Genomic DNA, 12,614 nt, shown 5'->3' on the forward strand with positions numbered 1-12,614 from the left:
GGTCAGTGCACGGGGTGGTCAGTGCACGGGGTGGTCAGTGCACGGTGGTCGGTGGGCGGGCGGAGGAGTCAGCGGGGCGGTTCCGGGTCGGTGACGTCGGCGACCTGGCCGTCGAGGCTGGCCAGCGCGATGTCGGCGGCCAGCGCGACGGCGGCGCCGTGTTCCCCGGTGCCGAGCGTGATGGTCCGGCCCCGGAGCCGCTCGTCCGCCACCACCGGCCACGCCGTGCGGGAGCCGAACGGGGTGATGGTGCCGCGCTCGTAGCCGGTCGCCGACCGGGCCTCGTCGGCGCCGGGCAGGGACAGCCGGTTCACGCCGAGCAGGGTGCGCAGTTTCGGCCAGGAGATGACCCGGTCACCGGGTACCAGGACGAAGACGAAGTCCTGCTCGCCCCGGCGTACCACGATGGTCTTCACCACGTCCGGGACCTCGACGCCGATCGCCTCGGCCGCCTCGGCGACGCTGCGGACCGGGCCGTGCCGGATCACCCGGTGCGGGATACCGGCCGAGTTGAGGGCGTCGATCGCGGACATGGCGCCACCGTACCCGCCGGCCCGGCGGCTCCGGGCCGGGTCCACCGACCCCGGGCCGGACCGGCCCGGCTGGACGCTCGGACATCCGTCCGAGCGTCCGAGCCATTTCGCGTCGCCGATGGCCGGGGTTGACTGGGTGCATGAGCGACGCACCCATCGTGGTCCTCGGCGGTACCGGAAAGACCGGCCGGCGGGTCGCCGCCCTGTTGGCGCGGCAGGGCCGACCGGTCCGCGCGGCCTCCCGGAGCGCCCCGACCCGCTTCGACTGGTACGACGACCGCACCTGGGCGCCGCTGCTGGCCGGAGCCGAAGCCGTCTACCTGGTCGACTCCGGCGGCCCGGACGCGGCGGCCCGGCTCGCCGACCTCTGTGCGCAGGCCGTCGCCGCCGGAGTGCACCGCCTGGTGCTGCTCTCCTCCCGGGACTGGGGGCTCTCCGGCGATCCCGAGCGGCTCGCTTGCGAACGGGCGGTCGAGGCCGCCGGGGTCGACTGGACGATCCTCCGCCCGACGTGGTTCGGGCAGAACTTCAGCGAGGCGCCGCTGCTGCGGGATCCGGTGCTGGACGGCGAACTCGTGCTGCCGACCGGTGACGGCCTGGAGCCGTTCGTCGACGCCGACGACATCGCCGAGGTGGCGGTCACCGTGCTCACCGGCCCCGGTCACGCGGGGCGGACCTACGATCTCTCCGGGCCCCGGCTGCTCAGCTTCGGTGCGGCGGTACGCGAGATAGCCGAGGCGACCGGACGGGAGGTGCGGTACCGGCCGGTGTCCGGGGCGGAGTACGTCGCCCGGCTCGCCGGGACAGACGTACCAGCCGACGAGGTGCAGATCCTGGACCTGCTTTTCGGCTGGATCGCGCAGGGGCGCAACGCACACCTTTCCGACGGGGTGCGGCAGGTGCTGGGGCGGGAGCCCCGGGACTTCGCGGACTACGTCCGGGCCACCGCACCGACCGGAATCTGGAACCCCGACCGGCGCGGGTAGCCGCCGGGGCCGGGGTAGCTGGAATTTCCAACCGGCGCGGTAACCGCCGGAGCCGGAGTAGGTAGTACCGGGCAACCGGGCACGAGCCCGATCAGCGGCGACCGGACCGGCCGGTGACGTTGCGCGGCGGCGAGCCGAGGCAGCGGACAGCACACCACCGGGCGGCACCCGGCGCCACCGAACAGTACCGAGAGGACGTGGAATGTCGATCGACGCCAGCACCGGCCAGCGGGACGGCCAGGACGGGACCGACTCTGCCGGTCCGGACCTGAGCAGCCGGGAGATCCGCCTGGTGGCTCGGCCGACCGGTGAACCGGGGCCGGAGAACTTCGAACTGGTCCGGACTACCGTGCCGGCGCCGGGGCCGGGCCAGATCCTGGTCCGCAACACCTGGCTGTCGGTGGACCCGTACATGCGGGGCCGGATGGACGACCGGAAGTCGTACATCGCGCCGTTCCGGATCGGGGCCGCCCTGGACGGCGGGGCGGTCGGCGAGGTCGTCGCCTCCGAGGCCGAGTCGGTACCGGTCGGGGCGACCGTGTCGCACTTCCTCGGCTGGCGCGAGTACGCCGTCCTCGACGCCGCCGCCGCGACCGTGGTCGACACCGGGATCGCGCCCGCCGAGGCGTACCTGGGGGTGCTCGGTCTGACCGGTCTGACCGCCTACGTCGCGCTCACCGACACCGCCACGGTACGCCCCGGCGACGTGGTCTTCGTCTCGGCCGCCGCCGGTGCGGTCGGCTCCGTCGCCGGACAGTTCGCCCGCAAGCTCGGCGCGTCCCGGGTCGTCGGCTCGGCCGGCGGGCCGCAGAAGGCGCGCCGGCTGGTGGCGGAGTTCGGCTACGACGCCGCGATCGACTATCGGGCCGGCTCGGTGGCCGCGCAGTTGGCGACGGCGGCGCCGGACGGGATCGACGTCTACTTCGACAACGTCGGCGGCGACCACCTGGCGGCGGCGCTGGGTGCCCTGCACGTGGGCGGTCGGGTCGCGCTGGTCGGCGCGATCAGCGGCTACAACGCGACCGCGCCGGTGCCCGGCCCGGCCAACCTCGCGCTGGCCGTCAGCAAGCGGCTCAGCCTGCGCGGCATGCTGGTGACCGACCACCTGGACCGGTTCGCCGAGTACCTGCCGCTGGCCGCCAGCTGGCTGGCCGACGGTTCGCTGCGGACCGTGTCCACGGTCCGGGAGGGGATCGAGGCGGCGCCGGGCGCCTTCCTGGAGATGCTCCGGGGCGGCAACGTCGGCAAGATGCTGGTCCGCCTTGCCGACGGGCCGAGCTAGGGAGAGCTGCACCGCCTCGCCGACGAGCCGGGGCAGGGCAGGACGCTGATGCGGCTCGCCGACGAGTCGAGCTGGGGAGAGCTGCTCCGGCTCGCCGACGGGTCGAGCTGGGGGAACGCTGGTCAGGCTCCCGACGGTCGGGTCAGGGGACGGCCGCGCCGCGTTCCGGGACGGGGGTCCGGGACGCGGCGCGGTGCTCGCTGGGGCGTACGCCCTGGGTGCGCTTGAAGGCGACGCTCAGGGCGTACCCGTTGGCGTAGCCGACCTGCCGGGCGATGGCGTCGACGGTGGCGTCGGTCTGCCGGAGCAGGTCGGCGGCGAGGCAGGTCCGCCAGGCGGCGAGGTACGCCATCGGCGGCTGGCCGACCAACTCCGTGAAGCGTTTGGCCAGCGCCGCCCGGGAGACGCCGACCTTGCCGGCCAGCGTTGCCACCGTCCACGGATGGGCCGGGTCGTCGTGCAGCAGGCGCAGTGCGGGGCCGACCACCGGGTCGGCGTGTGCCCGGTACCAGTGCGGTGCGCGGGTGCCCGGACGGTCGAACCAGTCCCGCAGGGTGGCGACGAGCAGCAGGTCGAGCAGCCGGTCCAGCACCACCTGCTGCCCCGGCTTGTCGCGGCCGAGTTCCCGGGCGATCATCTGCATCGTCGGCGATCCGGCGGGATCGGCCGGCACCACGGCGATCCGGGGCAGTGCGGTCAGCACTCGCCGGGCGACACTGCTGCGGACCAGGTAGGTGCCCTTGAGCAGCACCGTCGACCGGGCCGGGTCGGCGTCGGCCCGGCACATCGAGATCCGTTCGTCCACCACCCGCCCGTCCGGGGTGGTGCACCGGCGTGCGTCGTGCACGAGTACCTGCGGGGTGGTGTCCGGGCTGTCGGCGACCTCGTACGGCTCGGTGCCGACCACCATCGCCACGTCCCGGGTACGCAGCCGGATCGGCTCGCCGCCGTCCGGCCGTAGCCAGGCGTCCCCGCCGAGCATGGTCAGCAGGGTGAGCGGGGCGGCCTCCACGATCCGCAGCGACCACGGCGGCCGGAGCGTCGAGCGGTCGAAGAGCGCACCCTCCGGCCGGACATCCTGGAGCAGCCGCGACAGGGCATCGAGCACGGGAACAGTCTAGACACGGAAACATCCGAATGCCTGGATTGGTCCGCAACCGTCCACGATGGGTAGTGTCCGCCGCGAGGCGACGCGTAACCGTTCGGTCATATCCGGCATCACCGTGTCGATCCGTCCGACCTGCCCGGACCGCCGATCCGGCGGCAGCGCTGAAACAAATCGGCAACTTTCTCTGTTCCTCGACGGAAACACACCCCTTGAAGACTCGGCGTCCCATGCACTTGATCTTCGGACAGGGGGCGGCATGAACCAGCACGAGCAGTCCACGGTCAGTCGGCGGGGCTTCCTCCGCGCGGTCGGAGTCAGCGGGGGCGCCGGGGCGATGCTCGCCACCATGGGTGCGCTCGGGCTCGCCCCGACCGCCGCGTCGGCCGCACCGCCGTTCCGGGCACCGAGCCGCGCCGACTTCAGCCTGACCGGCCGGTCAGGCGCCCGGGTGGTGGTGCTCGGCGGCGGCGTCGCCGGCCTCGCCGTCGCATACGAGCTGGGCAAGGCGGGGTACGACTGCACGGTGCTGGAGGCGCGCTCCCGGGCCGGCGGCCGGAACCTGACCATCCGGGGCGGCGACGTGGAGACCGATCTCGACGGTCACACCCAGCGGGCGACGTTTTCCGACGGGGTCTACTTCAACGCCGGCCCGGGCCGGATCGCGCAGTGGATGGTCACCATGGACTACTGCCGCGAGCTGGGCGTACCCGTGGAGGTGTTCACCAACGCGAACGCGGACGCCTGGATCTACAACGCCTCGGCCGGGATGACCGCCCCGGTCCGCTACCGCACCGCCAAGGCGGACGTCTACGGCTACGTCTCGGAACTGCTGGCCAAGGCGACCGACCAGGGCGCGCTGGACGACCGGCTGACCGCCACCGACAAGCAGCGGCTGCTGTCGTTCCTGCAGAGCTACGGCGCGATCGGCGGGCGCACCGACGGCTGGGCGTACACCGGCACCGGGCGGCGGGGCTATGTCAGCTATCCGGGCGCCGGCAACGACGAGGGTGTACCGCTGGGCGCCCCGCCGCCGCTGGCCGACGTCTTCGCCAGCAACGTCGGCCGGTACTTCTCCTTCGAGCTGGGCTATGACCAGGCGATGCTGATGTTCCAGCCGGTCGGCGGGATGGACCAGATTCCCCGGGCACTGGCCAAGGCGGTCGGCCGGCACCGGATCCAGCTCGGTGCCGAGGTGACCGGGGTGACCGACCAGGGCGGCCGGGTCGAGGTGACCTACCGGCAGGGCGGCCGGGAACGGCTGCTCAAGGCCGACTTCTGCGTGGCGACGCTGCCGCCGCACCTGATGGCCAAGGTGCCGCACAACCTCGGCACCGGCGTGACGGCGGCGCTCGGCAGCTTCCCGACCACCGCCTCCGGCAAGATCGGTCTGGAGTACCGCAGCCGCTGGTGGGAGCTTGACCAGCGGATCTACGGCGGCATCACGGAGACCGACCTCGACCTGTCGCACATCTGGTACCCGTCCTACGGCTTCCACGGCCGGCGTGGGCTGATCGTCGGCTACTACAACACCGGGGCGAACGCGCGGGCGTACAGTGCGCTGACTCCGGCGCAGCGGCAGGAGCGGGCGGTGATGCAGGGCGTGAAGATCCACGGTGAGAAGTACCGCAGCGAACTGGTCACGTCGGTATCGCACGCCTGGGACCGGACCCGCTACCTGGAGGGCGCCTGGACCTCGCCGCCGCACGGCAGTACCGGCTACGACCTGCTGCTCCAGCCCTCCGGCCGGGTCTACTTCGCCGGTGACTGGCTCAGTCACGAGGTGGCCTGGCAGCACGGCGCGTTCGTCTCGGCCCGCACGGTGGTCACCGCCCTGCACCAGCGGGTGATGTCCTGCTGACCAGATCCGGCGGCGATCACAGCAGCGGCGCGACGTCCCGGGTGATCGGCACGGCCAGCACGGTCGGGCTCTCGGTGCCGAGCGCGGCCCGGAACGCCGTCCGGAACTCGTCCACCGACTCCACCTGGTGGGCGGTGCAGCCGTAGCCCCGGGCGATGCCGGGGATGTCCAGGCCGGGCAGTTCCAGTCCGGGCACCCCGGGCGCGTCCTCCAACTCGGCGAACGCCTTCAGCACGCCGTACTCCTGGTTGACCGGGACCACGAAGACGACCGGCAGCCGGTGCTGGGCGGCGGTCCAGAGCGCCTGCGGCGAGTACTGGAACGAGCCGTCCCCGATCACCGCGACCACCGGCCGGTGCTGCCGGGTGTCCCGTTGGGCGAGCGCGATGCCGACCGCCGCCGGCAGCGCGAACCCCAGGCCGCCGCTGGCCATCTTGAAGTACGACGCCGGCCGGGTGATGGTCAGTTGCCGGTGCAGCACGCTGAGGTTGGACGGGGACTCGGGGACCACCACCCCGTCCGCCGGCCACTCGGCGGCGAGTGCGCCGAAGAGCGCCTCCGGGGAGAGCGGGATGCCGCTGGATCCGTCCGACGCAGCGGGGCGGGGCGGTGGCAGCGGCCGGTCGGTCGCCGGCAGCAGTCCGGTCAGTCCGGCGCAGGCCAGCGTCACGTCGCCGACCAGGCTCTCGCCGACCGGGGCCCGGGCCGCCTCGTCGGGGTCGTCGGTGATGTGCAGCAGCCGGGTACCGCTGGGCAGGTAACCCTGCCGACCGGGCACGTACGGGTAGTAACGGAACACCGGGGCACCGATCACCAGTACGGTGTCGTGGCCGACCAGCTTCTCGGCCAGCGGTCCGATCGCCGGCGGCAGCAGCCCCTGGAACTGCGGATGGTCCTGCGGGAAGCCGACCCGGTCCGCGAACGGGGGCTGCCAGACCGGTGCCCGGGTCCGTTCGGCGAGCGCGACGGCCTCCTCCCAGCCGCCGCCCCGGTCGACTCCGGAGCCGATCACCAGCATCGGGTTCCGGCTGCCGGCCAGAATCTCGGCGAACCGGGCCAGTCCGGCCGGGTCTGGCGCGACCCGGGTACTCACGCTGCGTACCTCGGCGGGGCCGGTGGCTGGTTCGTCCCAGTCGTCCAGCGGCAGCGAGAGGTACACCGGCCCGGCCGGCGGCTGTACGGCGGTGGCGTACGCCCGCATGAACGCCTCGGGAATGTCCTGTGCGCGCAGCGGCTCGTGACTCCATTTCACGTACGGCTCGGGTAGTTGGGTCGGGCGCACATTCGTCAGCATCGGTTCGAACAAATTCATCGTCCGGGTCTGCTGTCCGGCGGTCACGATCATGGGCGTCTTGTTGTGCCAGGCGGTGACGAGGCTGCCCATTCCGTTTCCGGTGCCGGGTGCGGTGTGCAGGTTGACGTGCACCGGCCGGCCGCTGGCCTGGGCGTAGCCGTCCGCCATCGCGACCACGCTGGCCTCCTGGAGTGCCAGAACGTACGCGAAGTCGGCCGGAAAGTTCTTCAGGAATGGCTCCTCGGTGGAGCCGGGGTTGCCGAACAGGGTGGTCAGGCCGAGGGAACGAAGCAGGTCGTAGGTCGCTTCGTGCACCGTTGTCATCGGAAGGAGCCTCCTGGTGTCCTCGTCCCACACTCCGACCACCCGGCCAAGCCGGTCATTTCCGTCATACCGTACGCGTACATGATCATGCTGGTTTATGCGGCCTCCCGCCGACGGCCCGCAGCCCGGTCGCGGGACGTCCGAATCGGGGTGTCGGTTCCTGTTTTCGCTGTTCAGGGGGTTGGCATCGACAGAACGCGGCCAGTAATGTCGGCGAGTCCGGTCCGGCCCCTTGGTCGCCGTGCGGGTGACACCGGAGCGGACCCGCCGAGTCGTTAGGTAACGAGCCGGGGACCCACAGTTATCTGGGGTGAATCCGCGAGCCACCCGGCCCGCGGTAGGGCGGCCTTCCCGCCCGAATCCGTCAGCTAACCCGGTAGGCGGTGTCGGAAGGAGTAGCTGTTCGTGCCGCACCATCCGGGCTCCGGCCCGTCCCCCCAGTTCCCTCGCTGCGTCGCCGAGCGGCTTCCGGCCGCCGCGACCGTTCCGGGCCGCCCGGCCCACGGCAGGTACCCGACCCTGGCCTGACAGCGGTATGTGACGCGAACCTCGTCGACGCGCGGGCGCTCCGGGCCCGCCGGCCGGATGGCCGGCAGTTCCCGGTAAGGCCGCCGGACGGCCGCGACGGGTCGTGGTGGGACTGATTCCGCCGGTACGCCGATAGGGCGCATTCGCCGGTCGGCCCGCCGTCGGTCGGTCCCGCCGATTTCTCCGGCACCTTCGCCGTGCGATTCTCGCGCGATTTCGCGTCGCATTCCGGCAGCGGACAGAAACGCCGCGTCATTTCCCGCCCCCGGGAACGGTGACGCGCATTTCCTCTGGAGGATAAACGTTGAAGCACGCAATTAACGGGCGGTTCAGAACCGCCATGTCCGGCCGGCGCAACCGGCTCGCGCTCGCCTCGGCCGCGGTGCTGGCCGCCGCCGCGTCCACCGGGGTCGTACTGACCTCGACCGGGCCGGACGCCCCGGCGGCGTCGACCGTCGCCGTCGCCGAGGTCGGCGCCCCGGCGGCCGGCCAGGCCGCGGCGCCCGCCACCACCGCGCCGCCGACCGGCGCCCCGGGAACGACCGCCCCGGCGACCCCGTCGCAGCCGGCCACCGCCGAGCCGACCAAGGCGGCCAGCAAGGCGGCGAAGGCGGCCCCGGCCAGCACCCCGAGCAAGCCACCGGCCCCGCCGGAGTCGAAGCTGCTGGACTACCAGTTCCAGGCCCAGATCAACGGCTGGTACTGCGGCCCGGCCGCCACCCGGATCGCGCTCACCGTCCGGGACAAGCAGCCCAGCCAGGACGCCGTCGCCGCCGAACTCGGCACCACGATGAGCGGCACCAACTCGGCCGAGGACACCACCCGGGCGCTGAACGAGATCACCGGGACGGACTTCTACCGCACCACCGCCATCCCCGGCGGCGCGGCCACCCCGGCCCAGATGGACAAGCTCCAGGGCGACGTCGTGCACGCGGTCACCAGCGGGTACGCCGTGGTGGTCAACATCGCCGGCTCGGTCACCGACCTCGACGGCGGCTGGCACAGCTACCCCGGCGGCCACTACCTCACCGTGGTCGGCTACCGCGACGACGGCCGTACGGTGAAGATCGCCGACCCGGCCATCCCGGGCGAGGACAGCAACTACTGGCTGAGCACCATCGACCTGGCGAACTGGGCGGCCACCCGGGGCTACTCGTCCTGATCCGACCCGCTCGCCGGTGAACACGAACGCCGGCCCGACCCACCACCCGGACGACCCGTGCCGACCGGGGGATGGGACGGGCCGGCGTCGTCGTTCGTACCGGTCCCGAGCAGGGGAGGAGTGCGGTCAGGCGGTCCCCCGTCAACGGTGCGAGGTCAGGCGGCTTCCTGTGCGGAGCGGCTGGCAGGCGGCGGGGCTCACTGGCCCTCCCACACCGCCTTGGCGCCGGTGTCACCCGTGCGGAACACGTAGTAGAGGGCGAACCCGGCTGCGGCCAGGGACAGCACCCCGAGTACCACGGTCAGCACCGGGGAGCCCTTGGCGGCGGCGGGCGCACTGCCCGGCTCGGCGTCGCCGGTCGTCGCCGGAGCCGCCGCGCCCTTCGGCTTGACCAGGAAGACCAGCACCAGGGCCAGCACCCCGAGCAGGAGCGTCGCGTACAGGGTGGTGGTGCCGAGATCCTGGTGCTCGGCGAGTCGGGGGACGTACTCCGGGCTGACCCGGTTACGGGACTCCAGCCGGGCCAGGAAGCGGTCGCCGGAGAGCTTGGCCATCAGCGCGGCGAGCGGGGTGGCGACCGCGAGCAGCCCCAGCACCCAGCGCAGATGCGGGCGGACGAACGGGACGAACGCGTACCCGACCGCGGTCAGGGCCAGCAGCGGGATGAAGACCACTGCGGCATGGACCAGGAAGGGATGGGCAGGAATGCCCATGAACTCCTCAAGCACCGGCGCCTCCTCGGCGACAGATCAGTTCGGCGAAGACAGGGGATGGCCGACAGGCGTACGGGCCGGGCGGACGGAGGGTCCGGACGACCTGGCGGGTTTCGGAACGTTGACATGGTGCCCGTGGTGCTGATCGTTGACAAGTGCCGGACCGGTACGAGTCGGTGATCCGGTTCAAAGAGGACGGACGGCCGCCGAGGATGCCGGTGCGGGCGGTTCGCCGACGAGGTACTCGGTGTACTCGGCGACCGGGGTGAAACCGAGCCGGTCGTACAGCTTGTAGGCGGCGGTGTTCTCCGCGACCACGTTCAGCGCCACCGTGTCGACGGTCTCCAGCAGTCGCCGGCAGAGCGTCGCCACCACCGTGCTGGCCAGCCCCTGTCCCCGGTACGCCGCAGCGGTGGTCACGTTGCCCAGCGCGCTCACCCGGTACCGGGGCGACCAGACGTGCACCCCGGCGACGGCGACCAGCTCGCCGTCCCGGCGCATCCCCACGTAGTGGCCGGTCTCGACCATCCGGGGGTCGAACCAGTTGCCCGGATAGGCCGCCCGGTAGAACGCGGTCAGTTCCGGGATGTCGGCCTCGGTGAGCACCTCGCCGCCCGGCGCCACCCGCTCCAGCCGGTCCGGGTCGGTCAGCGCCATCTTCAGGTGCGGACCGCGCGACCTGACCGGGTACTCCCGGGCCAGCACCTCCGCGCCGCCGGGGGAGAGGTGCGCCTCGAAGTGCCGGGGCAGCACCGGCAGCAGCCCGGTGAGCAGCTCGGTCAGTACCGCAGGCGAGCGGTGCAGCGCCAGCAGCACCGGTGTGGGCGCACCGTGGTAGACCAGTGCCACCGCGTCGCCTTGGCGGTACCAGGTGGTGTACGGCCAGTAGAAGTCGTCGAGGTCGCCGAGCTCGTACGCGTGCAGGTGCGGATCGCGGCGCAGCAGGCCGGCGAGTTCGTTCCGGTCGTGGCTGGCTTCGATCTTCGTCACCGACGCATCATGGCACAGCCGACGCCGCCACCCAGCAGACCGGTGCGCCAGCAGACTGCGGCGCCAGGAGAACGAGTGCCGGCAGAAGGCGCCAGGAGACCGGGGATGCCAGGAGACCGGAAAGCTTAGGAGACCGGAGCCGGGCGCGGCGACGGTACCGGCGACGGCGCACCGGCACCCTCCACCTGCCGGCGGGCCTCGTCGAGGAACCCGTCGGCGTAGCGCTGCTCGGGGAAGTCGCCGAGATAGCGGGTACGGGTCCGCCAGCGGGTCTCGGCCAGCGGATCGGTGTCGAGCAGCCGGTCGAGTACGTCGTCCAGGTTGGACATCTGCGCGTCCAGCACGTAGCCCGAGCCGGCCAGCGGGAACCCCTCGACGAACCGCTCACCCTCGCCGACCCGGTCGGTGACCGCGTACGGTTTGCCGGAGTAGAGGTAGTCGGAGATGACCGCGGAGACGTCCGAGACCAGCGCGTCGGAGGCGTTGACACAGTCGACCAGGCTCATCTTCTTCGCCGCGTCGGCGCCGAAGACGTGCCGTCGCCCGGTGCTGGCCCGGTGCTCGGCGAGGAGCTGCTCGATCCGGGCGAGCTGCCGGGCCGACGCCGGGTTCTGCGAGGTGTACGGGTGGGCCCGCAGGATCACCGTCACGCCCCGGTCCAGCAGCCGGCGGACCAGGGTCTCGCCGACCGGCAGCGAGCAGTGGTCGACGTCGGCGTTGTGCCCGGTCCAGGTCGGCGTGTAGAGCACCACCTTGTCGGCCCGGTCCCGGATCGGCTCCCGGCGCACGGCGATCGACTCCACCTGCGGGCGGCCGACGATGGCGAACTTCTCCCGGGGGATGCTCACGCCGTTGCGGGCGTACCTGTCGATCGCCGCCTGCCCGGCCACGAAGATCCGGTCGAAGATCGCGGAGACCGGGTTGGCGCTCGGCGCCTTGTCGCTGTCGCCGTGGTGCAACTGGATGTGCGTGAGGTGCGCGAACCTGATGCAGTGGCTGTTCTTGGCGCCGTGGTTGACGTAGAACGCCACCCGCAGGCTCGGCACGATCGCCTCGTCGATCGAGCGTGGCGTCGGGCAGACCACCACCGGCGCCTTCGTGGCGGCCGAGATCGTCGGCAGGAAGTTCGGCTCGCGGAGCAGCACCATGAACGGCCGACCGATCCGTTCCAGGTACGGCAGCCACATCATGACCTGGTATTCCGAGCCGGGCGGCGCGGAGAAGTAGAGCAGGAACTCCGGCTGGTGCCGGCGGATTGCCGAGGTGACCGCGCTCTGCCCGCCGGAGGGGCGCAGTCGGCGCAGCGCGATCGGCCCGACCGCGCCGACGGCACAGGCCGCGCCGACCAGCACGGTGAGCACCAGGGCGGGCCAGACCGGCAGGTCGAGCGCCGCGCTGCCGGCGAGTACGACCAGCAGGACCAGGACCGCCGGCCCGAGCCGGTCGGCGACCAGCAGCGGCCAGGAGCGTACGCCCAGGTTGGCCGAGCGCACCTCCAACTCGACGGCGTCCCGCAGTGGCCGCTCGGCCAGCGTCAGCCCGAGCAGGGCCGCGCCGGTGAGCACCAGCCCGACCCAGTTCAGCTCGGACTCGGGCACCCCGTGGGCGTACCCGACGAGTACCCCGGCGATCAGCAGGACCGGTTCGGCGACCAGGTCGGCGCGCGGGTTGACCCGTCGCTCCACCCAGACCGAGGCCGCACCGGCCACCGCCAGGCCGAGGCCGAGCAACTCGGCCGAGGTCAGGGCCAGGACCAGGAAGGACAGCACGGCCAGGCCGGCACTCAGACACCGGACGGTCAGCTTCCTGACCAGATCGCCACGCATGCGCTTCCTT

Annotated in this window: 10 protein-coding genes and 1 riboswitch; of the genes, 4 read left to right on the forward strand and 6 right to left on the reverse strand. The window is 72.4% G+C overall.

The genetic code is table 11. The features are described 5' to 3' along the window. Positions 1 to 68: 68 nt before the first annotated feature. Positions 69 to 533 (reverse strand): aminoacyl-tRNA deacylase, encoded by a 465-nt coding sequence (locus Pen02_RS32590; protein WP_203869989.1) that lies wholly within the window; start codon positions 531 to 533, stop codon positions 69 to 71. A 140-nt stretch (positions 534 to 673) separates the two neighbouring features. Here Pen02_RS32590 and Pen02_RS32595 point away from each other — a divergent pair, with 140 nt between their 5' ends. Beyond that, complete coding sequence (locus Pen02_RS32595) at positions 674 to 1,519, forward strand: NAD(P)H-binding protein (RefSeq protein ID WP_203869990.1); 846 nt, start codon at positions 674 to 676, stop codon at positions 1,517 to 1,519. A gap of 202 nt (positions 1,520 to 1,721) precedes the next feature. Beyond that, positions 1,722 to 2,801 carry an NADP-dependent oxidoreductase gene (locus Pen02_RS32600; protein WP_203869991.1) on the forward strand — a complete coding sequence of 360 codons (1,080 nt, stop codon included), beginning with the start codon at positions 1,722 to 1,724 and terminating at the stop codon, positions 2,799 to 2,801. Between the two features lie 142 nt (positions 2,802 to 2,943). On the opposite strand, the gene Pen02_RS32605 is transcribed toward Pen02_RS32600, so the two are convergent. After that, entirely contained in the window at positions 2,944 to 3,909 is a 966-nt protein-coding gene (locus Pen02_RS32605; RefSeq protein ID WP_203869992.1) for an AraC family transcriptional regulator, read from the reverse strand. Between the two features lie 256 nt (positions 3,910 to 4,165). Between Pen02_RS32605 and Pen02_RS32610 the strand changes: the two genes are divergently transcribed. Further along, a complete protein-coding gene (locus Pen02_RS32610; protein WP_203869993.1) occupies positions 4,166 to 5,767 on the forward strand; it encodes a flavin monoamine oxidase family protein in 1,602 nt (533 codons plus the stop codon). Positions 5,768 to 5,783: 16 nt separating this feature from the next. On the opposite strand, the gene mdlC is transcribed toward Pen02_RS32610, so the two are convergent. Further along, entirely contained in the window at positions 5,784 to 7,385 is a 1,602-nt protein-coding gene (mdlC, locus tag Pen02_RS32615) for a benzoylformate decarboxylase (protein ID WP_203869994.1), read from the reverse strand. 255 nt (positions 7,386 to 7,640) lie between these two features. Continuing rightward, positions 7,641 to 7,783, forward strand: a riboswitch (cyclic di-AMP (ydaO/yuaA leader). A gap of 434 nt (positions 7,784 to 8,217) precedes the next feature. Here mdlC and Pen02_RS32620 point away from each other — a divergent pair. Then, complete coding sequence (locus Pen02_RS32620) at positions 8,218 to 9,075, forward strand: C39 family peptidase (protein ID WP_239141669.1); 858 nt, start codon at positions 8,218 to 8,220, stop codon at positions 9,073 to 9,075. Between the two features lie 197 nt (positions 9,076 to 9,272). On the opposite strand, the gene Pen02_RS32625 is transcribed toward Pen02_RS32620, so the two are convergent. The 3 genes from Pen02_RS32625 to Pen02_RS32635 form a co-directional block, all read right to left on the reverse strand. After that, on the reverse strand, positions 9,273 to 9,803 hold the full coding sequence (locus Pen02_RS32625) for a hypothetical protein (RefSeq protein WP_203869995.1): 531 nt from the start codon (positions 9,801 to 9,803) through the stop codon (positions 9,273 to 9,275). Positions 9,804 to 9,974: 171 nt separating this feature from the next. After that, a complete protein-coding gene (locus Pen02_RS32630; RefSeq protein ID WP_239141671.1) occupies positions 9,975 to 10,778 on the reverse strand; it encodes a GNAT family N-acetyltransferase in 804 nt (267 codons plus the stop codon). Between the two features lie 125 nt (positions 10,779 to 10,903). Further along, entirely contained in the window at positions 10,904 to 12,604 is a 1,701-nt protein-coding gene (locus Pen02_RS32635; RefSeq protein WP_203869996.1) for a CDP-glycerol glycerophosphotransferase family protein, read from the reverse strand. Positions 12,605 to 12,614 lie beyond the last annotated feature (10 nt).

Source organism: Plantactinospora endophytica, from assembly GCF_016862915.1.
Taxonomy (GTDB): Bacteria; Actinomycetota; Actinomycetes; order Mycobacteriales; family Micromonosporaceae; genus Plantactinospora; species Plantactinospora endophytica.